22 protein-coding genes and 1 tRNA gene are annotated in these 25,021 nt (G+C 41.9%); 20 read left to right on the plus strand and 3 right to left on the minus strand.

What is annotated here, in order from left to right:
• The first annotated feature begins 10 nt into the window (after positions 1–10).
• Positions 11–84 (plus strand) — tRNA-Arg (locus tag ACFSMW_RS01335).
• Between the two features lie 272 nt (positions 85–356).
• The gene (gene mscL, locus ACFSMW_RS01340) at positions 357–791 is read left to right on the plus strand and encodes a large conductance mechanosensitive channel protein MscL (RefSeq protein ID WP_390352339.1); all 435 of its coding nucleotides are present in this window, start codon (positions 357–359) and stop codon (positions 789–791) included.
• Between the two features lie 43 nt (positions 792–834).
• Here the strand turns inward: mscL and dpsA are convergent, their stop codons facing one another.
• Entirely contained in the window at positions 835–1,710 is an 876-nt protein-coding gene (gene dpsA / locus ACFSMW_RS01345; protein ID WP_390352341.1) for a dipicolinate synthase subunit DpsA, read from the minus strand.
• A gap of 175 nt (positions 1,711–1,885) precedes the next feature.
• On the opposite strand from dpsA, the gene ACFSMW_RS01350 reads away from it, so the two are divergent.
• Positions 1,886–2,602 carry an FAD-dependent oxidoreductase gene (locus ACFSMW_RS01350; protein ID WP_390352343.1) on the plus strand — a complete coding sequence of 239 codons (717 nt, stop codon included), beginning with the start codon at positions 1,886–1,888 and terminating at the stop codon, positions 2,600–2,602.
• A gap of 94 nt (positions 2,603–2,696) precedes the next feature.
• Positions 2,697–3,677, plus strand: coding sequence for a diaminopimelate dehydrogenase (locus tag ACFSMW_RS01355; RefSeq protein ID WP_390352345.1), 981 nt, complete (start codon positions 2,697–2,699; stop codon positions 3,675–3,677).
• Between the two features lie 200 nt (positions 3,678–3,877).
• Here the strand turns inward: ACFSMW_RS01355 and ACFSMW_RS01360 are convergent, their stop codons facing one another.
• Positions 3,878–4,075, minus strand: a complete 198-nt coding sequence (locus ACFSMW_RS01360; protein WP_390352347.1) for a hypothetical protein — start codon at positions 4,073–4,075, stop codon at positions 3,878–3,880.
• A gap of 554 nt (positions 4,076–4,629) precedes the next feature.
• Between ACFSMW_RS01360 and rpoN the strand changes: the two genes are divergently transcribed.
• The 8 genes from rpoN to eno all read left to right on the plus strand — a co-directional run bounded on the left by rpoN (position 4,630) and on the right by eno (position 13,619).
• Positions 4,630–5,916, plus strand: coding sequence for an RNA polymerase factor sigma-54 (gene rpoN / locus ACFSMW_RS01365; RefSeq protein WP_390353871.1), 1,287 nt, complete (start codon positions 4,630–4,632; stop codon positions 5,914–5,916).
• Positions 5,917–5,934: 18 nt separating this feature from the next.
• Positions 5,935–6,180: a glutaredoxin family protein gene (locus ACFSMW_RS01370; RefSeq protein WP_390352349.1), complete on the plus strand. Its 246-nt coding sequence runs from the start codon at positions 5,935–5,937 to the stop codon at positions 6,178–6,180.
• Between the two features lie 316 nt (positions 6,181–6,496).
• Positions 6,497–7,516, plus strand: coding sequence for a sugar-binding transcriptional regulator (locus ACFSMW_RS01375; RefSeq protein WP_390352351.1), 1,020 nt, complete (start codon positions 6,497–6,499; stop codon positions 7,514–7,516).
• 54 nt (positions 7,517–7,570) lie between these two features.
• A complete protein-coding gene (gap, locus tag ACFSMW_RS01380) occupies positions 7,571–8,578 on the plus strand; it encodes a type I glyceraldehyde-3-phosphate dehydrogenase (RefSeq protein WP_390352353.1) in 1,008 nt (335 codons plus the stop codon).
• A 200-nt stretch (positions 8,579–8,778) separates the two neighbouring features.
• The gene (locus ACFSMW_RS01385) at positions 8,779–9,966 is read left to right on the plus strand and encodes a phosphoglycerate kinase (RefSeq protein ID WP_390352354.1); all 1,188 of its coding nucleotides are present in this window, start codon (positions 8,779–8,781) and stop codon (positions 9,964–9,966) included.
• Positions 9,967–10,009: 43 nt separating this feature from the next.
• Positions 10,010–10,768: a triose-phosphate isomerase gene (gene tpiA, locus ACFSMW_RS01390; protein ID WP_390352356.1), complete on the plus strand. Its 759-nt coding sequence runs from the start codon at positions 10,010–10,012 to the stop codon at positions 10,766–10,768.
• The gene (gene gpmI, locus ACFSMW_RS01395; protein ID WP_390352358.1) at positions 10,765–12,306 is read left to right on the plus strand and encodes a 2,3-bisphosphoglycerate-independent phosphoglycerate mutase; all 1,542 of its coding nucleotides are present in this window, start codon (positions 10,765–10,767) and stop codon (positions 12,304–12,306) included. The genes tpiA and gpmI overlap by 4 nt, the downstream gene beginning before the upstream one ends.
• A gap of 26 nt (positions 12,307–12,332) precedes the next feature.
• Complete coding sequence (gene eno, locus ACFSMW_RS01400) at positions 12,333–13,619, plus strand: phosphopyruvate hydratase (protein WP_390352360.1); 1,287 nt, start codon at positions 12,333–12,335, stop codon at positions 13,617–13,619.
• A gap of 209 nt (positions 13,620–13,828) precedes the next feature.
• Here eno and ptsP read toward each other — a convergent pair whose 3' ends face one another.
• Entirely contained in the window at positions 13,829–15,544 is a 1,716-nt protein-coding gene (ptsP, locus tag ACFSMW_RS01405; RefSeq protein ID WP_390352362.1) for a phosphoenolpyruvate--protein phosphotransferase, read from the minus strand.
• A gap of 350 nt (positions 15,545–15,894) precedes the next feature.
• Here ptsP and secG point away from each other — a divergent pair, with 350 nt between their 5' ends.
• The 8 genes from secG (at position 15,895) to ACFSMW_RS01445 (ending at position 25,008) form a co-directional block, all read left to right on the plus strand.
• The gene (gene secG / locus ACFSMW_RS01410) at positions 15,895–16,122 is read left to right on the plus strand and encodes a preprotein translocase subunit SecG (protein ID WP_390353873.1); all 228 of its coding nucleotides are present in this window, start codon (positions 15,895–15,897) and stop codon (positions 16,120–16,122) included.
• A 106-nt stretch (positions 16,123–16,228) separates the two neighbouring features.
• Positions 16,229–16,972 carry an alpha/beta hydrolase gene (locus ACFSMW_RS01415; RefSeq protein WP_390352363.1) on the plus strand — a complete coding sequence of 248 codons (744 nt, stop codon included), beginning with the start codon at positions 16,229–16,231 and terminating at the stop codon, positions 16,970–16,972.
• A 67-nt stretch (positions 16,973–17,039) separates the two neighbouring features.
• Positions 17,040–19,253 (plus strand): ribonuclease R, encoded by a 2,214-nt coding sequence (gene rnr / locus ACFSMW_RS01420; protein ID WP_390352365.1) that lies wholly within the window; start codon positions 17,040–17,042, stop codon positions 19,251–19,253.
• Between the two features lie 646 nt (positions 19,254–19,899).
• Positions 19,900–20,643 (plus strand): metal ABC transporter ATP-binding protein, encoded by a 744-nt coding sequence (locus ACFSMW_RS01425; protein WP_390352367.1) that lies wholly within the window; start codon positions 19,900–19,902, stop codon positions 20,641–20,643.
• Positions 20,644–21,498 (plus strand): iron chelate uptake ABC transporter family permease subunit, encoded by an 855-nt coding sequence (locus ACFSMW_RS01430; RefSeq protein ID WP_390352369.1) that lies wholly within the window; start codon positions 20,644–20,646, stop codon positions 21,496–21,498.
• 34 nt (positions 21,499–21,532) lie between these two features.
• Positions 21,533–22,486, plus strand: coding sequence for a metal ABC transporter solute-binding protein, Zn/Mn family (locus tag ACFSMW_RS01435; RefSeq protein ID WP_390352371.1), 954 nt, complete (start codon positions 21,533–21,535; stop codon positions 22,484–22,486).
• A 142-nt stretch (positions 22,487–22,628) separates the two neighbouring features.
• Positions 22,629–23,096: an SsrA-binding protein SmpB gene (smpB, locus tag ACFSMW_RS01440; protein ID WP_390352373.1), complete on the plus strand. Its 468-nt coding sequence runs from the start codon at positions 22,629–22,631 to the stop codon at positions 23,094–23,096.
• A gap of 220 nt (positions 23,097–23,316) precedes the next feature.
• Complete coding sequence (locus ACFSMW_RS01445; RefSeq protein ID WP_390352376.1) at positions 23,317–25,008, plus strand: M20/M25/M40 family metallo-hydrolase; 1,692 nt, start codon at positions 23,317–23,319, stop codon at positions 25,006–25,008.
• Positions 25,009–25,021: the final 13 nt, after the last annotated feature.

Raw genomic sequence — 25,021 nt, forward strand, 5'->3', positions numbered from 1 at the left:
TAATAATGATGCGCTCGTAGCTCAGTCGGATAGAGCAATGGTTTCCGGTGCCATGTGTCGGGGGTTCGAATCCTCTCGAGCGCGCTAGTAGCAAACCTAATGGTATCAAGGGATAGAGCAATTATCCTTTGATACTTTTTTATTTATAAAATTCATTTTTCTAACCGATTTTCTGCCCTCCGTGTTTCGAATTATTTTTTTATGCACGTATAAAAGGAGGAAATTCAGTCTGCAATTATTCCGGCAACGGCAACGAGGTCATGATTCTTAGTATAGGGGAGAAGGGGAAAAAGGTTTTAATACACTGTTGCTCCACATATAAATAAGTACAAGCACGACAAGGGGGGCGACGAGTTTTGTGGTCGGATTTCAAGGCTTTTGCATTAAAGGGAAACGTATTGGATCTGGCAATTGCCGTTGTTATTGGCGGTGCTTTTGGAAAGATTGTTACATCATTGGTGGGAAACATTATCATGCCGCTGATAGGTGTATTATACAGTGGGGTGGATTTCACTCATTTAAAATATACGTTTGGTGATTCGGAAATTTTGTATGGCCAATTTATGCAATCTGTGTTTAATTTTGCAGTTATTTCCTGGTCTATTTTCATCGTGATGCAAATCATTGCGAAATGGAAACATGAAAAGGAACAGGGAAAAGAAAAGATCCCAAAACAGGATAAAAAAGAAGTGCTGTTAATTGAAATCCGAGATTTGCTAAAAAATGGATTGAAAAAGGAAAATATGATTATACATATTGGTACGCAAAAGCATAAAAGTAACAAAAAATAGAAGAGCCAAGGCAGTTGCTTCACCATGGCTCATGACCCATTGCCTAGCTTAGCAATGAAACAAATGTATCAGCAATGATGCTGCCTGCAGTTTTTGGAGCTACTTTCCCAGGCAGACCGAGTGCATGAATGGTCCTGATCCCTAACTCATCAGCAACTGAGAAATCGACGCCTCCAGGACTGGAAGCTAAATCTATGATCAGAGCCTTGCTGGAGACGATGTTCAGCAAAGATTCATCCAAGACCAAATCGGGGACAGTGTTAATGATGATTTGATACTGGCCAATTTCTTCGGACAGATGGTGCGTGTAAAGTGGTTTCAATCCCATTTCACGAACTCTTGCAGCTGCGGAATTCTTGCGTATTGCGACTGATACGTTGCAGCCGACGGCTGAAAATAACCGCGCTGTTGTCATGCCTACTTTTCCAAACCCCAGCACCATGACACTTGCGCTATGCATCGTATAATCAGTCTGCTCCATTGCAAGCTGTAATGCTCCTTCCGCAGTCGGGATAGAATTGTAAATGGCAATATCCTCCCTGGCCAAAATAGAAATGATTTCTTTTTGGAATTTTGAACCCATCCGTTTCAAAAATGATCCAGAGACACCTGTATATATCTTGCATGAGGGCGGCAGCTGTGAAATCATTTGCTCCGTGAGACACAATTGCTGATCAGTAAACGATGACATGGTGATGTTTCCTTCTCCATCTGTACCCGATACCGGGAGTAAGATAGCATATAAATTGGAGAAATTGACATCCTCCAATTTACTTATTTGTACACGCCCTGATGATAGCCCGGCTTTATCATATCCTGCCAGGACAACTGACGCTCCCAAATCATCTAACTTTCTAACCACTTCTAAATATCGCTCGTCTCCGCCAATCAGCAAAATTTTTTTATCCTTCAAATTCATTCCAGCACCTCCGCAGTTTTTACAATCAGTGATTTCTCCCACGATATTAAATTATGCTGTGATACCAGTAAACATAACATATGCTGTTTCCTTCACGACAGCAAGTTAATTTTCTTTGGAACAGGGAATAGTAGCAAAAGAGATTATTTAGTAAAAATAAAGAAGGGTGAACCATATGGCTACATTTAGTATTAAATTAAAGAAAAAGAAAGAAATAGCTGCGGATACATTTGCTTTTTATTGGCAAGTCCCTGAAGATTTCACATTCAAAGCGGGTCAATTTGCTGATTTCACACTGATCGACCCGCCTGAAACCGATGAAGAAGGAAACACAAGGGCTTTTTCATTCGTTTATGCACCACATGAAAATGAACTGGTGACTACCACACGTATTCGAGATTCAGCTTACAAAAGAGTGTTGCGTGATTTGAAAGAAGGTACAGAAGTTTCTTTTGATGGACCGCACGGTGGTTTCACTTTGCATAAGACGGAAAGTACGCCAGCTGTATTTATCATTGGCGGGATCGGTATTACACCTGTTCGCAGCATGATTGCACAGGCATTGAAAGAGGGGACATCCCACCAAATTACACTGCTGTTTTCTAACAAAACTTTAAAAGATGCACCATTCTTAGAAGAATTCGAACAGCTGGCCAAGGAACACGATAATTTCACATTCGTACCTGTGATGACCAGAAGCAACGAAGATGAATGGAACGGAGAGCGGGGGCACATCAATGAGGAATTGCTGAAACGTCATGTCAAAGATGTAGAGGCGCCCATATATTATTTATCAGGACCTGCCGATATGGTTCAAGCTATGCAGGAGATGCTGATTGCAGCGGGAGCCAATGAAGATAATATCCGGATGGAGGAATTCTCGGGATATTGACCAGGAACGCCAGTTACTACGGAGTTTATTTTTGCTCCCATAGCCAAAAAAAGTTATACTATAATCTAAGTTTTCGATAAGGATGTGGAGTAAAGTGGAAAAGAATATTCGCGTAGGTATTGTTGGCTATGGCAATTTGGGACGCGGGGTTGAAACAGCGATTGAGAAAAATCCCGATATGTCGCTTGTGGGTGTTTTTACCCGTCGTGATCCAAATAGTCTTCAAACAGCAAGTGATGCATCTGTATATTCATATGACAGTATCAAAGCGTTTCAAAATGACATCGATGTGATGATACTTTGCGGTGGATCAGCTACAGATTTGCCAGAAATGACCCCGGAAATTGTCAGCATGTTTAATATCGTTGACAGCTTTGATAATCATTCCAAAATACCTGATCATTTTGCAACGGTCAATAAGGCTGCAGTGGGCGCTAACAAAATCGGCGTGATCTCCGTCGGATGGGATCCGGGCCTTTTCTCCATGAACCGCTTGCTCGGTGAAGTTGTCCTGCCAGAAGGGGATACATTCACATTCTGGGGCGAAGGTTTAAGCCAGGGACATTCTGATGCAGTACGTCGTATTTCCGGCGTGAAAAAAGCAGTGCAATATACAGTGCCTATAGAGGAAATATTAGAAGATGCAAGAAAAGGCATTGGTGCTGACTTATCGTCTGCTGAGCGTCACAAACGTGTTTGCTATGTTGTGGCGGATGAAACAGAACAATCAAGGATCGAACAGGAAATCAAAACGATGCCTGATTATTTCGAGCCATATGATACAACGGTACATTTCATTTCTGAAGATGAATTCTCCGCGAACCATCAAAAAATGAAGCATGGCGGTGTAGTCATTCGCAATGGCAATACAAGTGCTGACAACAAAGAAACGGTTGAGTTTTCGCTTAACCTTGACAGCAATCCAGAATTCACTGCGAGCGTACTTGTCGCTTATGCCAGAGCCGCTTACCGACTGAATCAGGAAGGCGGTCACGGTGCGAAGACTGCATTTGATATCCCGCTTGCATACCTTACTCCAAAGTCGCACGAGGAAATTTTGAAGAATTTGTTATAATGTGGAACAGCCATCCGCGCAATGTGGGTGGCTGTTTTGTATTCACTCAATTCCAGGCTAAAATAGCAAGTAAACCTTGACTGGAGTGGCCGTTAGAGCTTATTTTGTTTATGAGAAAGCTGCGTTATTCATTTTATTTTCAGTCATTCGTGTAAAACCATGCGACGATGAATGGTATTCCATAGCTAAACGCTACAAGTTCAATCATTTCTTTTCTCTACAAAAAGTAAGATGAAAGTGGCCAGTGGTCCTGTAAACAATGAAAGCACAAACCAGTTAAATCCTGTACGGTTTTTCCCTTGCGCAAGTGCAGCATTAATCAATGCCAATGTCCCCCAACCCACAAAATATTCTTGACTCAATGATGACACCCCTTTATGAAAACTACATAAGTTCATTGTATATCTGGGTAGATGTTTATTCAATTGTTCAAATATACAAATCAATTCGAAACGGGAGGGACTTGCCGAAATTTGTCACCACCATCATCTTCTCACTGCGCATATTTTACTTCAAACAAGCTTGGAGAATTCTGTTTTTTGTGGCAGAATAAAAGAAAAGACCTGTGGTGATATGTTAGGAGAAAAATGATTATGATATTTGATTATCAAGGTTCAGTTTGTTTAATTGTCCCAAATAATCCTAAGACCATTATCTAGGAACTTCACGGAACATCCAACTGATTGACATATGATGCAGATATAAACTCATGGATGAAAAATTCACAAATTGCGTTACCTGAAACGAAAGGTGGCGACTCCTGTTGGAAAAGCATGAGCCTTGAGCCCCTACAGCGAACGTTTTTTGTGGGCGAGAAGGCTCAAGCCATACCCACGGAAAGCGTCCGCCTGTAGTGAAAGATAACGGGGCTACACAGCTTGTATATATCAGAATGGATAGGTTGAAAATCAATGTCTAAATATACTATACGAGGGGTAATGGGGTGAGAGAAATGCAGCCGAGATTGATACAGGAACAGTCTTTGCAATGGAAGATGAATCAATCTTTATTGCAAGCGATTCAAATCCTGCAGTTTTCCAGTGTGGAACTTCTTGATTATATTAAGGAGGTTGCCAATGAGAATCCCTTGGTGGATGAAATAGATACAAACTATAATGTCTACAGTGAATTAGGAGGAAGCGGATCGCAACCAGATATCGGGGAGATCAATTCTGCTGAACTATCCATGTTTGAAAGACTAAAGCGGCAGTTATTCACCTTGAATATGCCGGAAGAGATGCTTCCTGTTGTGATTTATGGTATCGATTCGCTGGATGAATCGGGTTATTTGACCATTGATTTGCAGACATGGGCAAACGATCTGCAAATCTCGCCGGAAACAGCCTTAGAAGCGCTGTCACTGCTGCAATCCCTGGATCCTCCTGGAATCGGTGCTCGGACATTAACGGAATGTATCCTGCTGCAGCTGCAAAAAACTGCTGGTATAAATAACTTGGCTGCTGCGGCTGACTTGCTGCACAATCATCTGGATTGGGTCGCGGATAATGATCTGCGAGCAATTACCAATGCATATGACGTGGACGAAAAACAAGCTGCAGATTTAATAGAGCATATACGCGCTTGTCACCCCAAACCAGGTAATTTACTGGCAGATAAGAAAGCGGACTACATTATCCCGGAAGCAGCAATAATAAAAGAAGACGGTCGATGGAAAATCTCTTTCTACAAGTGGAGCAAGCCGACAATTTCCTTGAACCATGACTATGAGAATTTGGCAGGTCTGAAAGAGGAAGATAAAACTTATTTGAAAGAAAAAAAACAGCAGATAGAGTGGCTGAATAATGCCATTGATTACCGTATCAGTACACTTGAAAAAATCATACACTTTGTAGTGCAAAAACAGCTGCTGTATTTTGAAGAAGGCACTGAAGCCCTAAGACCTTTAACCTTGAAGGAAGCCGCAGGCGAATTGGATATCAGCATTTCCACAGTAAGCAGATCTATCCAAAATAAATATGTGCAAACAACTCAGGGTGTTACACCTATCAAGTTCTTTTTTGCACGTGGGATTGACCAGGGAAATGGGAATACTACTTCCACATTTGCTATCAAACAAACAATCGCAAAAATCATTAATGGGGAAGACAAGGGAAAGCCACTGTCTGATGAGGGGATTAAGCAAAAGCTGGCGAATGAATATGATATTCATATCGCCCGGCGAACTGTAATGAAATATCGGGAACAATTGCGTATTCCATCCTCAATGAAACGAAAATGAATAATGGAGGGAAAAATATTGCGGGTAATTTTTTATACAAAAGAAAAATGTTCGTTATGTGAGGATGCCAAGGCTTTACTTGGCATGCTGCAAAACGAATACGCGTTTGACATGGAGGAACGGGATATTTATACAAACGATTTGTGGCTGGAAAAATATCAGCTGCTGATACCATGTGTGGAAATCGGGACGGAATTTTTGGATTGTGAACAGATGAATTTGCCCCGTTTAGAGAGAGTAATACAGGGTAATATAAAGAAGTGAGAAAGTGGAGCGCTCCAGGCGCTCGCGAATGCGGGGCGGCTGCTCGTAAAATCAGAGTAGTTGCTCGCGCCTTTGGGTTGTTGGTCGTAAAAGCAGGGCAGCTTTCCGCAGGGTGTCAATCCGGCAAGCCAATCTATTACTCACCTGCAAACAAATTTACATCTTCAAATGCATTTTCGTTGTATAATTTCTTTACTATGTTACAATAATATATAGAAAAGAAGCTTACTTCTTTCATTTTTTTGCCGGTTGTGGGGCAAAAATGTACCACGTGGGACTTTATACGACCAACAAAGGGAAAAAGGAGCATCTTTTCATGACGGCTTTGGTTAATTTGCTGAAAAAAATATATCCGGATATTCTCCATGAAGTTCAACAGCGGTATCGTATTCTGCAAAGTGTGGAATTACTTCAGCCTGTTGGAAGAAGGGGTCTTGCGGAGCAAACCCGCTTGACTGAACGCAATATCAGGGGCGAAATTGACCTGTTGCAAACCCAAGGGCTGCTTACAATCACGCCAAAAGGTATGCATTTGACGACAGAGGGCACCTTATTATTGGAACAATTATCCGGTTGGATGAATGAAATTAACGGTTTGAATGTTTTAGAAATGCAATTGAAGGAAAAATTACAACTGAAGGATGCTGTAATTGTTTCCGGAGATAGCGATAAGGATGCCTGGATTAAAAAAGACATGGGAAAAGCAGTTTTTTCTCTGTTAAAAAAAATCGTCAGGCCGGATGATATTTTTGCGGTTACCGGTGGCTCGACAATGTTCGCTGTTGCAGAGGCAATGAAGCCATTTGCCTTTGAAGGAAAGAATGTATTCGTACCAGCACGGGGCGGCATTGGAGAACAGGTGGAGAATCAGGCCAACACAATAGTTGCAACCATGGCAAAAAAAACAAATGGAGAATACCGCATGCTGTTCGTCCCGGATCTATTAAGTGAAGCATCTTATCAGTCGATTATTCAAGAGCCGGCAATTCATGAAATCTTAATGCAGATTCGATCTGCTGACATTGTGCTCCATGGTGTCGGGGATGCTATGAGAATGGCTGAACGGCGCCAAGCCAGTGCAGATATTATATCCGCACTGCGAGAAAAAAATGCAGTGGGTGAAGCTTTCGGTTATTATTTCGATGCTTCCGGCAATGTGGTCCATAAGGTCCAGACTGTCGGTATGCAGCTGAAGGATTTAGACAACGATAAATATGTTGTCACTGTAGCGGGAGGCAAGTCTAAGGGAAGGGCTATCGCTTCTTATTATAAACAAGGTAAAAGCGATGTGCTAATCACCGATGAAGCTGCAGCAAAAGAGATTTTAAGGGATTAATCCCTTGAAAATATATTTGCCAAAAAATAATCATACTCATAGGAGGAATATAAAATGGCTGTAAAAGTAGGTATTAACGGTTTTGGACGTATAGGAAGAAATGTGTTTCGTCAAGCATTGAAAAATGACGAGGTAGAAATTGTGGCAATCAATGATTTGACCGATGCTAACATGCTCGCACATTTACTGAAATATGATTCCGTACATGGTATTCTGCAAGAAGAGGTTTCAGTTGATAACGATAAATTGATCGTAGACGGAAAATCAATCGAAGTATTGGCAGAACGCGATCCAGCAAACTTGCCATGGGGAAAATTAGGCGTCGACGTTGTCATCGAATCCACTGGACGTTTCGTAGACCGTGAATCTTCTCAAAAGCATATTGACGCCGGTGCGAAGAAAGTAATCATCTCTGCACCAGCCAAAAACGAAGATTTGACAGTTGTATTGGGTGTTAATGAAGATCAATATGATCCTTCCAAACACCATGTGCTTTCTAACGCATCATGCACAACAAACTGTTTGGCACCATTTGCAAAAGTGCTGCATGAAAAATTCGGTATCAAACGCGGCTTGATGACAACTGTTCACTCTTATACAAACGATCAGCAAATCTTGGATTTACCACATAAAGATTATCGCCGTGCTCGTGCAGCTGCACAAAACATCATCCCGACAACTACAGGTGCTGCAAAAGCTGTCGGCAAAGTATTGCCTGAATTGAACGGTAAATTAAATGGTATGGCAATGCGTGTGCCAACTCCAGATGGCTCCATTGTGGATCTTGTTGCCGAATTGGATAAAAACGTAACAGTTGAAGAATTGAATAACGCATTCAAGGAAGCAGCTGAAGGCGAATTGAAAGGTATTCTTGAATACAGCGAAGAACCACTTGTTTCAACTGATATCGTGGATAACACTCATTCCTCTGTTCTTGATGGTCTCTCTACGATGGTATTGGAAGACAATATGGTAAAAGTTGTTTCATGGTATGACAATGAAATGGGTTATTCTTCCCGCTGTGTTGATTTGGCAGCATTCATGGCTAAAAAAGGCTTTTAATAGTATCTTAAACCTTATTTGACTGTCATATAGGGAGGAGGAAATACCTCCTCCCTATTTCCATGAGGGAAAGCAGTCGGATTTATTCGTACAAATATACAAATCCGGACCAATAGAGCTGATCAAACTGCTTGAAATTTGGATACCGGCAATAACTCCACTATAATGATAGTGGTTAATATGTGAAGGAGGCTACTGCAATGCATAAAAAGACGCTGAAGGATCTCGAATTGCAAGGGAAAAAGGTATTTTGCCGCGTCGACTTCAACGTACCAATGCAAAATGGCACGGTGACAGATGATACGCGCATTAAAGCGGCCTTGCCGACAATTAAGTACTTATCTGAACATGGCGCAAAAGTGATACTCGCTAGTCATTTGGGCAGGCCGAAAGGGGAAGCAGTGGATGAATTGCGTCTCGATCCAGTTGCCCAGCGCCTGAGCGAGCTGCTGGACAAGCAAGTGTTGAAAACCGATACGGTTTATGGGCCCGAAGTAGACGAAGCAATTTCCAAACTTGCTGATGGAGATTTACTTTTGATTGAGAATGTGCGTTTTGAACCAGGAGAAACGAATAATGACCCTGAACTGTCCAATCATTTTGCCGCAATGGCCGACATCTATGTCAATGATGCTTTCGGTGCCGCACACCGCGCTCATGCGTCAACTGCTGGCGTAGCAGAAAAACTGCCATCAGCCGCAGGATTTTTGCTGGAAAAAGAAATTAGTGTACTTGGCAAAGCCTTGGAAAACCCTGAACGACCGTTCACAGCTATTATTGGTGGAGCAAAGGTGAAGGACAAAATCGGTGTGATCGATAATCTGCTGGAAAAAGTGGATAAACTCATCGTTGGCGGTGGACTTGCTTATACATTTGTGAAGGCGCAAGGTCATGAAATTGGCAAATCTTTGCTTGAAGAGGACAAAATCGACATGGCGAAAAGCTTTATGAAAAAAGCTGAATCAAAAGGTGTTCGATTCCTATTGCCTGTAGATGTGGTAGTGGCCGACGATTTTTCCGGGGATGCCAATAAAAAAGTGGTTGACATCGATGAGATTCCTGCTGACTGGGAAGCTTTGGATATTGGTCCAAAAACACAGGAACTTTACAGTAAAATCGTATCCGAGTCAAAACTAGTCATTTGGAACGGCCCTATGGGGGTATTTGAAATTGACGCATTCGCCAAAGGTACAAAGGCTGTTGCCGAAGCCTTAGCAAATACTGACGGATATACGATTATCGGTGGCGGTGATTCTGCTGCAGCGGTAGAGAAATTCGCTTTGGCAGATAAAATGGATCATGTCTCCACTGGCGGGGGCGCCTCCCTGGAATTCATGGAAGGTAAAGAGCTTCCTGGCGTTACCGTGTTGGATGACAACGAACGATAGATAAGATATTAAAAATAGTCCAAATGATGAAGGAGCGTTTTTCATGCGGAAAAAAGTAATTGCTGGTAACTGGAAAATGAATAAGCTTGCGGCTGATGCAAAACAGTTTGTTGCTGACGCGGCAGGTAAACTTCCGAAATCGGAAAATGTGGAAGCAATTGTTTGTGCACCATTTCTTTACTTGCCGGAATTGGTGAAGCAGACAGAAGGAACAGATTTGAAGATTGCTGCGCAAAATATGCATTATGAGGAAAATGGCGCTTTTACTGGTGAGATCAGCCCAAGTATGTTGAAAGATTCAGGTGTGACACATGTCGTAATCGGGCACTCTGAGCGGAGACAATATTTTGCAGAAACAGATGAGACAGTCAATAAAAAGGTGCATGCTGCATTTGCCCATGAATTGACCCCGATTGTTTGTGTTGGAGAAACCTTGGAACAGCGAGAAGCGAATGAAACTAACTCACATGTGGAAAAGCAAGTGAGGGCCGCTATTGCGGGACTAGCAGAAGACCAAGTTGCTGAAACAATCATCGCCTATGAGCCAATTTGGGCGATCGGTACTGGCAAAACAGCCACCAGTGAACAAGCGAATGAAGTTTGTACGCACATTCGCCAAGTAGTTGCGAAAAATGTGTCCGAGAAAGCTGCAGAACAATTGGTCATTCAATACGGCGGCAGTGTCAAGCCTGCGAATGTCGACGAGCTGCTGGCTCAATCCGATATCGATGGTGCTTTGGTTGGCGGCGCAAGTCTTGAAGTTGATTCCTTCCTGCAATTGGTGGAGGCTGGTACAAAATGACGGAGGCAAATAAATTAGCAGCCATTATTATTTTGGATGGCTTTGGTATTCGCGGCGAAGAGAAAGGCAATGCTGTCAAACAAGCACATAAGCCGAATTTCGACCGTTTTTGGAAAGCATTTCCCCATAACCAGCTTGAAGCCAGCGGTGCGGCTGTAGGCTTGCCGGCAGGTCAAATGGGCAATTCTGAAGTGGGTCATTTGAATATTGGTGCAGGAAGAATTGTTTATCAAAACTTGTCCCGAGTGAATTTATCGATTGAAAATGGTGAGTTCTTCGAGAAAGAAGTTTTTTTGCAAGCAATGAGAAACGCCAAGAAAAACGATAAAGCACTTCATATTTTTGGTCTGCTAAGTGATGGAGGCGTCCATAGTGATATCCATCATATGTATGCTTTATTGAAACTGGCCAAAAAAGAAAATCTGGACAAAGTGTATATCCATGCATTCCTGGATGGACGTGATGTCGATCAGCAATCAGCGAAAGTGTATATTAAGGAAACACTTGAAAAAATGCAGGAATACGGTGTCGGCGAATTTGCCACCATTTCAGGCAGATACTATTCCATGGACAGGGATAAACGCTGGGATCGTGTGAAAAAATCCTATAATGCCATGGTTTATGGGGAAGGACCTAAATACCTTGATCCATATGAATTGATCGATGATTCTTATAAAAACGGCATTTATGATGAATTCGTCATTCCATCTGTCATGACAGATAAAGACGGGGAGCCGGTAGCAACTGTAAAAGACGGCGATTCCATCATATTCTACAATTTCCGTCCTGATCGAGCCATCCAGATTTCGAGAACATTTGCTGATAAGGATTTCCGCGGTTTTGACCGGGGAGAAAATCCGCCAGAAGATTTGGATTTTGTGATGCTGACGAAATTCGATGAGTCTATCGATGGCTATGTCGCATATGAGCCAGTAGGACTCGACAATACGATTGGCGAGGTTTTGGCACAAAATGACCTTAAGCAGCTGCGTATTGCTGAAACAGAAAAATATCCGCATGTCACTTATTTCATGAGCGGTGGCAGACATGAAGAATTTCCGGGTGAGAAACGTATACTGATCAATTCGCCTAAAGTGGCAACATATGATTTGAAGCCGGAAATGAGTGCATATGAAGTGACAGATGCTTTAGTGGCTGAACTGGATAAAGGTGAAATGAATGCTGTCATCCTGAACTTTGCAAATCCCGATATGGTAGGCCATTCGGGCATGCTTGAGCCAACGGTAAAAGCGATAGAAGCCGTTGATGAATGTCTTGGAAAAGTTGTAGACAAAATATTGGAATTAGGCGGACATGCCATTATCACAGCGGACCACGGGAACTCAGATGAAGTGGTTACAATGGAAGACAGACCAATGACGACACATACAACCAATCCAGTGCCAGTCATTGTCACGAAAAATGATGTCGACCTCAGAGATGGTGGAATACTTGCGGATTTATCACCAACTTTGCTTGATTTGTTGGATGTTGAAAAACCTAAAGAAATGACTGGAAGCTCTTTGATCAAAAAATAACAACTATCAAAAGGAGAGAATTTGTTATGCCATACATTACAGATATTTATGCACGCGAAGTACTGGATTCCCGCGGAAATCCTACAGTAGAAGTTGAGGTTTATACAGAATCAGGTGCTTTTGGTAAGGCATTGGTTCCAAGTGGTGCATCAACAGGCGAATATGAAGCAGTTGAACTGCGTGACGGCGACAAAAGCCGTTACCTTGGCAAAGGCGTTCAAAAAGCAGTGGATAATGTCAATGAAGTGATTGCTCCTGAATTGCTTGGTGTTGACGTAACAAGACAAAATATCATTGATAATATCATGATTGAGCTTGATGGTACGGATAACAAAGGTAAATTGGGTGCAAACGCGATTTTAGGTGTATCCATGGCTTGTGCACATGCTGCTGCAAATTATTTGGAACTGCCGCTTTATAACTATCTTGGAGGTTTCAATGCCAAAACATTGCCAACACCAATGATGAACATCTTAAACGGCGGAGAGCATGCCGATAATAACGTGGATATTCAAGAGTTCATGATCATGCCTGTCGGCGCTTCCGAATTTAAAGAAGCATTGAGAATGGGTGCTGAAATTTTCCACGCATTGAAAGGTGTATTGAAAGAAAAAGGCTACAACACTGCAGTGGGTGATGAAGGCGGCTTTGCGCCAAATCTTTCTTCTAATGAAGAAGCACTTGAAACAATTGTAGAAGCAATCAAAGCTGCTGGTTACAAACCTGGTGAGGAAGTCAAATTGGCAATGGATGTTGCTTCTTCAGAAATATATGAGGGTGGAAAATACAACCTCAAAGGAGAAGGCGTTGTTCGTACTTCTGAAGAAATGGTACAGTGGTATGAAGATATGGTTAACAAATATCCAATCATTTCCATTGAAGACGGTTTGGATGAAGATGACTGGGACGGTCATAAACTGTTGACAGAACGTCTTGGGGATCGCGTCCAGTTGGTAGGAGACGACTTATTTGTAACAAACACAAAACGTCTAAAACAAGGTATCGAACAAGGTGTTGGCAACTCTATCCTTGTTAAGGTGAACCAAATTGGAACTTTGACGGAAACTTTTGAGGCAATTGAAATGGCTAAACGTGCAGGTTATACTGCTATCATTTCCCACCGATCAGGTGAAACAGAAGACGCGACGATTGCTGATATTGCGGTTGCAACAAATGCCGGCCAAATCAAAACTGGTGCACCTTCACGTACAGACCGTGTAGCGAAATATAACCAGTTACTTCGTATTGAAGATGAACTTGCTGGTCTTGGTGTTTATGGTGGTCTTGATGCGTTTTACAACTTGAAAAAATAAAGTATTTGAAACAGCTCCTTTGATCAATGATCGGGAGCTGTTTTTTATGGAGATCGTTTATAATTGTATTTGGCGACAAAATGTATATCTCTCCTCTACAAGTTGTCAGATCATGATTTTAATAAAATGCTTGAAGTCATAACAGCATCAGTGAAAGAAATATCCATCAAAAAAAGAGCCCGCGGGCTCTTTTTTTTGATTTGCACCTATTATTCTGCCGTTTTTTCCCTGATGAAGGCGACAACTTCTTCTGCAGTGCCCATCGAGAGGATTTTGTCCTTATAGGATGCCAATTTCTCTTTGGACAATTTGCTCATTTGTGTTCTTGCAGGGAGAATGGAAGTCGCACTCATGCTGAATTCGTCCAGTCCAAGCGCCAAAAGTAATGGGATAGCAACTGGATCTCCTGCCATTTCTCCGCACATGCCGGCCCATTTTCCTTCTGCATGGGCAGCTTCAATGACATTATTGAGCAAGTTCAGAATGGCTGGGTTGTAAGGCTGGTATAGATAAGAAACACGTTCGTTCATCCTGTCAGCAGCCATGGTATATTGAATCAAATCGTTCGTACCTACACTGAAGAAATCTGCTTCCTTGGCAAATTGTTTCGCAAGAACTGCTGTGGCAGGTATTTCTACCATGATGCCTATCTCGATATCATCAGAGATAGTGACACCCTCGTGCTGCAGCTTTTCCTTTTCTTCAAGCAGCATTCCTTTTGCCTGGCGGAATTCGTCCAATGTGGCGACCATCGGGAACATGATTTTCAAGTTGCCATGTGCACTTGCTCGCAACAATGCCCGCAACTGTGTACGGAAGACAGTCTGTTCATCCAGACAGAAACGGATCGCACGGAATCCAAGGAACGGATTCATTTCTTCAGGCAAGTCGAGATAGCTGATTTTTTTATCGCCACCTACATCCAGTGTACGGACTACGACTGGTTTGCCTTCCATTTTTTCAAGAACTGTCTTGTAAGCCTGATATTGTTCTTCCTCTGTCGGCATTTCATTTTTTCCCATGTAAAGGAACTCTGTACGATAAAGTCCGACACCTTCACCACCGTTGGCTAGGACGCCATCAGCATCTTCAGGGGTGCCAATATTTCCGACCAGCTCCACCTGCTCGCCATCTTTTGTAAATGTAGGCTCATCTATTAATTTTGCCCATTCTTCTTTTTGTGCCTCATAGGATGCTTGTTTGTCCCTATAAGCAGCTAGTTCCTCTTCGGAAGGGGCGACAACAACAGTGCCGTCTATCCCATCAACAATGACCAGTTCATTATTAGAAATTTGCTTGGTGATATCCTTTGTTCCGACTACAGCTGGGATCTCCAGAGATCTGGCCATAATAGCTGAGTGGGAAGTCCTTCCGCCAATATCTGTTGCAAATCCTTTGACAAATTGCCGGTTAAGCTGAGCTGTATCGGACGGAGTCAGGTCGTTTGCCAGAATGATGACCTCTTCGTCGATCAGCGCCGGGTCTGGGATGCTCACCCCAAGCAAATGCGCCATCACTCTTTGTGTAACATCCGCAATATCTGCAGCACGCTCGCGCATATATTCGTTATCCATCGCTTTGAACATCTCGATGAATGTAGTGGCCGTTTCCTTTAAAGCGGTTTCTGCAATAACGTTGTCAGCCTGGATTTTTTCCTTCATCGGTTTGATCAGTTCCGGATCACTTAAGACAAGTAAATGTGCAGAAAAAATTTCTGCGTGTTCGTCACCCAATGTTTCCAGTGTATGCTCTTTTATTTTTTGCAGCTCTTGTTTGGATTTTTCCAGTGCAGTATCCAAACGATCTATTTCCGCTTTCGGATCATCCGTCTTTTTATTTTCAAAAGTTAAATCAGGTGCAGTAAGCTGGTATGCTTTTGCAATTGCTATGCCGTTGGAGGCCGCAATACCTTTTGTGGTAGCCATAAACTATTCACCTTTCTCCTAAATGTTAGTCTGCAATCTTATTGTAAGCTGTTTGTATTCACTGATTCAAGCATTGCGTGTTGTTTTTATGATGTAAACGTTTTATTCATCCGATATATGATAATATGTTATCGGATAACAGGTTTTTATACAAATAGTGTGTCATGTTTTGGCAACTTTTGTGGTTTTGATTCTGTCTCTTTTTGTATTATTCAGGCTGTTTTCGTTACATACAAAAAATACTTGCCATCTCTATAGTATTAATGCTAAAGTAAAGAATAGATATCATCGTGAATAGTATATTTTGCACTGATTTTCGAAGGATTTCTGGGGGGTATCTGAAATTGATCATGCTCGTTAATATTTTGCTTGTGATAGACGCAATCATCATGATTGTACTTGTTTTATTGCAAAGTGGTAAAAGTGAAGGTTTATCCGGCGCTATTTCCGGTGGAGCTGAGCAATTGTTCGGCAAACAAAAAGCGAGAGGCCTCGATTTGGTGTTGCATCGCGGCACAGTAATCACCGGTGTACTATTCTTCGTACTTGCATTTTTGAGTGCGTTCATACTGCAATAAACAAAGAAACCCTTATCTTACATTTGATAAGGGTTTTTAGTTTGTATAAATCCACTGAAAGGGTAAAGTAATGTTAGCATAGAAGATAGTGTAAGGAGAATTGAAAATGAAGATAAAGAAACCAGAACCGTTTACATTTGAAGCAGGACCGAGAGCGGTGTTGCTGCTTCACGGGTTTACAGGTAATTCAGCGGATGTTCGCATGTTGGGGAGATTTCTGGAAAGACAAGGATATACCTCTCATGCACCAATTTACCGCGGCCATGGTCTGCCGCCGGAGGAATTGACCAAAGCGAATGCAACACAGTGGTGGGAGGATGTACTGCAGGCATACACCCATTTAGAGGAACTTGGCTATAAGGAAATTGCTGTCGCTGGTCTTTCATTAGGCGGGGTCCTTGGACTCCGTCTCGCGTATTCTAAAAAGGTCAAAGGGGTGATACCGATGTGTGCACCGATGTTTTTTGATAATAAAACACAACTGACAAAGGGATTTCGTTTCTTTGCCAAGGAATACAAAGAACTGGAAGGCAAAGAAGCTGCAGTCATCTCAGAAGAAGTGGACCAGTTGATGGATCACTCCGAAGAGATGTTTCAGGAAATTGCTGATACCATTTCGCAAGTGAAAGAAAATGTCGAGTTGATTTATGCCCCTTCCATGGTCGTACAAGCCAAAAACGATGAAATGATCAATATGGACAGTGCAGCATATATATATGATAATATTCAATCTGATTCGAAGGCTATTAAATGGTATGATGCTCCGCATGTCATTACACTTTCAAATGCTAAACAAGCACTGCATGAGGATATTCATATGTTTCTGGAGTCATTGGATTGGGAACAATAAGTAATGTTAATTAATTGGAATAGATTATATCTACGTAACCAATGTAAACAGAAAGAAGGTGCAAAATATGGACAAGGATGCTATTAAAGTGAAGGTCAGGGCTTACTTTGCACAAAATGATGCAAAACCGCTTGCGGTAGAAGAGCTCGAAGAAGAAATCGGGGCGTCAGATGCTGAAACGTTCAAATCTCTTGTCGTTTCCCTTAATGAATTGGAAAGTGCTGGTGAGCTTGTCAGAACCAGGAAAAACCGTTTTGGTCTTCCCGAGAAAATGAACCTGATCCGAGGCAAAATCCAGATGCATGCCAAAGGCTTCGCCTTCCTTATTCCAGATAACGATGACCAGCCTGATGTATACATACATCATTCTGATTTGGCTTCGGCTATGAATGAGGATAAAGTGCTGGTCAGGATTGAGAAGACATTGGAAGAAGGTAACCGGCCGGAAGGCAAAGTCATCCGGATACTTGAAAGATCTGTCAGCCAAATTGTTGGCACATTTGAAAACAATAAAGCGTTCGGCTTTGTGATAGCTGACGATAAACGGATTCCAAATGATATTTTCATCCCAAAGGGAAAATTCAATGGTGCTGTCAACGGCCATAAGGTCATTGCCAGGATTACCAAGTACCCCGAAAAACAAAAGAGCGCAGAAGGGGAAATCGTCCAGATTCTTGGCCATAAGAATGATCCAGGTATTGATATCTTGTCAATCATTTATAAATATGGTATTTCCATTGATTTTCCTGATGAGGTACTGGAACAGGCTCGTGCAACACCGGAGAACATCTCAGAAACAGATCTGGGAAATCGGCACGATCTGCGTGATCAAACAATTGTTACCATTGACGGTGCAGATGCAAAAGACCTGGATGATGCTGTAACAGTCACAGAAATGGACAACGGCAATTACAAACTTGGCGTGCACATCGCTGATGTCAGCTATTATGTTCCAAGAGGCTCCGCCATTGATAAAGAAGCTTATGAACGGGGAACAAGTGTATATTTGGTGGATAGGGTTATCCCGATGATTCCGCATAGGCTGTCCAATGGTATATGTTCTTTGAATCCGCAGGTAGACAGACTCACGCTTAGCTGTGAAATGGAAATTGATCCTCAAGGGACTGTTATCAACCACGAAATCTTTCCAAGTGTGATTAAGACAACAGCTCGAATGACGTATCATGATGTAAACAAAATACTTGTCGATGACGATGATGAGCTGAAAAAAAAATACAATCCACTCGTTGACATGTTTAAGAGAATGGAAAAACTCGCAGCTATTTTGAGACATAAACGAATGGGCAGGGGAGCCATCGATTTCGATTTCAAGGAAGCGGCTGTTCTTGTCGATGAGAAAGGAAAGCCAAAAGATGTTGTCATTCGGGAACGTTCTGTCGCTGAACGTCTGATAGAGGAATTCATGCTTGCTGCGAATGAAACAGTTGCGGAACATTTTCACTGGATGGATGTGCCTTTTATCCACAGGATTCACGAAGATCCAGATGAAGGCAAGCTGCAGCATTTCTTTGAATTTTTAGCTGGACTTGGTCTGAATGTCAAAGGCAAAGCAAACGATATTCACCCACAAAGCCTGCAGAAAATCATTGAAGAAGTCAAGGATGAACCTGAAGAAATGATCGTATCCAAGCTGATGCTTCGTTCCATGAAACAAGCCAAATACGATCCGCAGAGTATTGGACACTTTGGACTTGCGACAAAATTTTATACGCATTTTACTTCACCGATCCGCCGTTATCCGGATTTGATCGTTCACCGCTTGATCAGAACTTATCTGGTCAATGGTAAGCTGGATAACAACACGTTAAAATCATGGAAAGATAAACTGCCGGAAATCGCCAAGCATACATCAGAGATGGAACGTCGCGCGGTTGATGCTGAACGTGATACAGACGATCTGAAAAAAGCCGAATTTATGAAGGATAAGGTTGGAGAAGTTTTCACAGGCGTCATCAGCTCTGTCACCAGCTTTGGCATGTTTGTTGAATTGGAAAACACGATTGAAGGCCTGGTTCATGTCAGTTATTTGACAGACGACTATTATCACTTCGATGAAAAACACTATTCGTTGATTGGTGAAAGAACGAAGAAAATTTATCGCATTGGTGATGAGGTCAAAGTAAAAGTGGTCGGTGTGAACGTCGATGAACATGTTGTCGATTTTGAATTGGCCGAAAATAGGGTGAAGCGTAGGAAAAGCAGCGGAAATCATGTTGCAAACGTTGCAAAACATACTAAGAAGAAGAAAAAAAGAAGATAATTTGGCAAGAGTCACTTAAGCGTGGCTCTTTTTTTAATTTGCGATCAGCAGCCAGTTCTATCTCGATAAAATGACCGAAACAAGCAAAATGCCTGAGATAAACTAGAATTTGAAAACAAACCGTTTTGCACCAGGATAAACTTGCTCTATAAAGTGCTATAAACGCCTATCGTGGAAAGTTAATTTACTTGCACTAGTTTGTTTCTATTTTCAGGGGACGTATATTTTAGAAATATATTCATGCGTTTGTACACGTAAGTTTCCTTAGGGAAAATTAATTGTTGACATTCAAAAATTAATCTTTTATACTACTTTATAGAGTCAGGACACGAAAATGAATGATGAAAGAAAACGTAGCACTTTTATTTAATGTTGCATAAGGTAAATTTATATAATGAAGGTAAAACTAAAAATTATAAAGGAAAAAATTTACGGAATTTATCACTATAATGCAAACAAGTGTATTTTTGAGTAAATGTTTCCTTGAGTGAAAATAATTGAAAGGAGTTAACATACACATATTTTTACGAAATTTTGCATGTACGTCATGCAAGGTCAAGTAAATTGAAGTTTGTTTTTATCGAACAGGTATATAGTGATTTTTATGATTTTGTAGTTAGTCGTGAAAAAGGGGTGGAACAGAACGATGAACAACGCAATAACAGTAAATAACCTTTCCGTATCTTACACCGGGAAAACCGTAATCCGGAATATTTCGTTTTCATTTGAAACGGGAAAATTGGTTGGAATTATCGGCCCGAATGGTGCGGGAAAATCGACATTAATGAAGGCGATGCTTGGATTGATTCCAGCGGACAGTGGCAATATATCCGTTTTGGGTAAGAACATCAAACAGATGCGCAGAAAAATTGCTTATGTTCCACAAAGAAGCATGCTTGATTGGGACTTTCCAATCAGTGTACGTGATACGGTGCTTCTCGGTACCTATCCGTCACTAAAACTCTTTAAACGCCCGGGTAAAAATGAAAAAGAACTAGCGGAAAGCTGTCTGGAGCAAGTCGGTATGGCTGACTATGGAAAGCAGCAAATCGGGGAATTATCAGGCGGACAGCAACAGCGTATTTTTTTAGCAAGGGCATTGGCACAGCGGGCGGAGATCTTTTTTCTGGATGAACCGTTTGTCGGTATCGATGTGTCCAGCGAAGAAACGATTATTCGTATTTTGAAGAAGCTGCGGGATGAAGAAAAAACAGTTTTTGTCGTCCATCATGACTTAGCGAAAGTGAAGGATTACTTTGATGAACTTGTTCTGATCAATCAAGATTTAATCGGTGCGGGAGCGGTACAGGAAGTTTTTCGCCCGGAACAGATGACCAAAGCTTATCGCGGTAATTTTTCCTTTTTGGAACAGGTTGGAGGTCGTTTGTAAATGGAATTTATTCAAGACATAATAAATTATGGATTCTTGCAGAAAGCCTTATTTACTTCCATCATGGTTGGCATCATTTGCGGTGTAATTGGTTGTTTTATTGTCCTTCGTGGACTGTCGTTAATGGGTGATGCTATCTCACATGCTGTTTTACCCGGTGTTGCAATTTCTTTTATGCTTGGTATCAACTATTTCTATGGGGCGGTTGTTTTCGGGTTATTGACAGCAGGTGGAATCGGATTCGTCAATCAAAATAGCCGCATTAAAAGTGACGCTTCCATCGGAATTGTATTTTCTGCTTTTCTTGCATTGGGGATTATTTTGATGACACAGGCGCAAACAGCGATTGATTTGACGCAAATTTTGTTTGGTAACGTGCTTGCTGTTCGATCTTCGGATATGTGGCTGACATTGGCGATTGGCATAGTAGTATTAGCAGTGATTACGCTTTTGTATAAGGAGTTTTTAATCACCACATTCGATCCGGTTGTTTCCAAGGCATACGGCTTGCCGACAAAATGGATTCATTATCTGCTGATGATCTTATTGACATTAGTTACAGTTGCTTCTTTACAAACGGTTGGCGTTATTCTTGTTGTTGCAATGCTGATCACACCTGCGTCAACTGCCTACTTATTGACAAACCGTCTTTCCATCATGATTGCCTTATCAGGTTTTTTCGGCGCATTATCTTCAGTGATTGGACTATACATGAGCTTTAAATATAATTGGCCGTCTGGTCCGGTGATTGTTATTGCGACAACACTTATTTTTATATTCACTTTCTTATTTTCACCGAAGCAAGGAATTATAGGGCAAGCAATACGCACGTGGCGGCGTCGTTCTGCGGCATAAAAAAATTATAGGAAATACAGGAAGGAGAAAGAGAATGAAAAAAAGTTTTCTATGGATTGTTTTTTTGTTAGGGTTGGCATTATTACTCAGTGCTTGTGGAAAGGGTAATGAAAAAGGAAATGAGGATGGGAAAAAAGGTGCGGATGATGGTTCCTTGAAAGTAGTTACTTCGTTCTCTATCTTGGACAACATGGTGAAGGAGATCGGCAAGGAGCACCTTTCTGTTCATAACCTTGTTCCAATCGGAACAGACCCACATGAGTACGAGCCACTGCCGGAGGATATAAAGAAAGCGACGGATGCCGATTTACTATTTTACAACGGCTTAAACTTGGAAGGCGGAGACAGCGGTTGGTTCCATAAATTAACAGATTCTGTAAAGCAATCGGATGAACATATTTACCAAGTGATGGAGGGCGTGGAACCGAAATATTTGAAAGGTGAAAATGGGCATGAATCAGAAATCAATCCCCATGCTTTCATCGACCCAAATGTAGGCATCAAAATGGCAGAAAATATCCGCGATGCATTGATGAAAGCTGACTCGGATCATAAGGGTGACTATGATAAAAACGCGAACGATTTCATTGCTAAATTAAAAGATATCGAAAAGGAGTATGCCGAAAAATTTGCTGAAATCCCGGATGAAAAGCGAATTTTGATAACGAGCGAACGTGCTTTTCAATATTTGGCCGACAGTTATGACATCAAAGAGGGGTATATTTGGGAAATTGATACTGAAGAAAACGGTTCGCCAGAGCAAATCAAGTCATTGGTAAAGTTCATTAAAGATAACCCAGTGCCTGCACTATTTGTAGAATCCAATGTGGATACAAGGCCGATGGAAACAGTCTCTAAAGAGACAGGAATAGACATCTATAAGGATTATATCTTTTCTGATGAAATCGGCAAGAAAGGTAAACCGGGAGACACCTACATCAAATACCTCGAATGGAATATCGATAAATTGTATAACGGGATGAAGTAATAAATTGTATCAGTATTTTGATCTGTCAAAGATGCATGAACTATTCATGCGTTCTCCCTCTTGTGAAAGAGCCAAATGCATTTGTTGGCTTTGCCGGCAACTTTTGATAGAATAGGCATACACATAACGTGGAGGATGTAACATGCCAAAAGGACACGGAAAAGTTTACGCACAGAATAAAAGAGCGTCTCATGATTATTTCATTGAGGAAACCTACGAAGCGGGGATTGTATTGCAAGGGACCGAAATCAAATCGATCCGCAATGGCCGGGTGAATCTGAAGGATGCGCATGCGCGCATTGATCGCCGTGGTGAAGTGTATTTAATCAATATGCATATTTCCCCGTATGAACAAGGGAACCGTTTCAATCACGACCCGACCCGTTCGAGAAAATTGCTGCTGCATCGCAAACAGATCGATAAGCTGATCGGGATGACACAGCAACAGGGATACGCGCTCGTCCCTTTGAAGCTGTATATCAAAGACGGTTATGCTAAAATTTTGCTCGGCCTAGGTAAAGGGAAAAAGAAATACGATAAGCGGGAAGACCTCAAACAGAAACAGATGAAGCGCGATATTGACCGGGCGATGAAAGAGCATGTCAGGTAAAAGTTTTGCCGGAACTTATGTTTCTTTGATTTTCCTGTTATCAATTGAATCTGCTGTACAAAAAGCCATCACGAACTACAGGATACTCACCTATCGTTTGCTGGTGGTTTTTGTATATCCAGGTCTATCAGTTGTCCTGTGTACGGATTGGCTTTGCCTAAAAAGGGAACCTAAAAGACAGTGAAGAAAAGCACCCATACTGAGTGAGGGGGAAGTTCTGATGGCAGCTGTGCATAAAAGTATGTTTTCAAGTGAGGATGAATTGCTTGCTTTGACAAAGCGGCTTGTACAAATGAACAGTATCGTTAATACTGAAGGGGAAAATGTGATTGCCCATTCTATTTATACGTATTTGGCGTCCTTGGCTTACTTTCAGGAAAATCCCACTCATCTGGCTATTGTCCAAACGGAAGATGATGAGCTGGAACGTTGTAACGTACTGGCTTTTGTTAAAGGGGAAAAAATGAAAAATAATCGGGCCGTGGTGCTGATGGGCCACATGGATACAGTCGGAGTCGATGATTTTAACCAAGAACAGGACTATGCGTTTTCTCCTGATGAATGGATGAATTATTTGAGAAGCGGAAAGCTTGATCTGCCGAAGCCAATCAAAGCACAGGCTTCTTCAGATGATTGGCTGTTTGGTCGTGGTGTGCTGGACATGAAAAGCGGACTGGCGGCGAATTTATATCTTATTTCGTATTACGCAAAGCACCCTGAGGAGTTAGATGGGAATTTGCTGTTATTGGCGGAGTGTGATGAAGAGGATAGTTCACACGGTGTTTTGTCAGCCTTGAAGACGTTGAAACAATGGAAAAAGGAACATGATTTTCATTATGCTGCAGTGGTTAACAGCGATTTTGTGGCACCTTTATACAAAGGAGACCCACATCGATATGTGTACAAAGGGACTGTCGGCAAATTACTGCCTTCTTTTTTTGTAACTGGGGCAGAAACGCATGTAGGTGCGCCATTCGAAGGACTTGATCCTAATTTTTTGATAGCTGAACTGACGAAGCAAATCAGCTATAACTTGGATTTGTGTAACGAAGCTTTAGGAGAAACGACCATGCCGCCGGTGTCGTTGAAACAAACGGATCTGAAGCCGGTTTACACCGTACAAACAGCGTTGTCCGCCTTTGCTTACTATAATTTCTTCACACACTCATGGACTCCGGAAGAAGTATTGGAGAAATTGCGAGGCCAAGCAGAAAACGCTTTTGAAAGTGCGGTGGCACAATACACTGAACGTTATCAAGCCTACTGTCAGATGCATGGATATCCAGTGGAGTCTTTGCCGTGGAAAACACGCGTTTTCACGTATGAAGAAATGGATAAAATGCTGACAGCACTGCATGGAGATGCCTACACGAGCCATATGGCAGCTTTCAAACATGATTTGATGTATGACGAAACATTGGATGGACGCATGTATGCCGCCAGAGTAATTGAAGAAGCGTGGAAATGGATGGAAGATAAGCGTCCTGCTATCTTCGTATTTTATACTTCTTTATATTCTCCACGTGTAAAAATGGGGGAGGAAACAGAAGACGAACAAATTTTGGCCGATGCGCTTGAACAAGGTGTCAAGCATGTGCAGCAATCCTATGACCATCCAATCGTCATTAAGCATTTTTTTCCTTATATTTCTGATATGAGTTTTGTTGCGATGAGTGATGGTATGGATGATATCGAAGCCTATAAGCGTAACAATCCTGCATGGGGGACAAAGTTATATGTCGCCTATGAAGATGTGAATGATCTGAATATCCCAGTCATAAATATTGGGCCGTACGGTATGGATGCGCATAAAAAATATGAGCGGATGGAGATTACCTATTCCATGAAGGTGGTACCGAATTTGATTGACCATGTGGTGCATGAGGTGCTTCGGAAAGGGAAAAGAGGATAAAGCTTCCAGGCGG

The sequence above is a fragment of the Tigheibacillus halophilus genome, from assembly GCF_042683165.1.
GTDB lineage: Bacteria > Bacillota > Bacilli > Bacillales > Amphibacillaceae > Tigheibacillus > Tigheibacillus halophilus.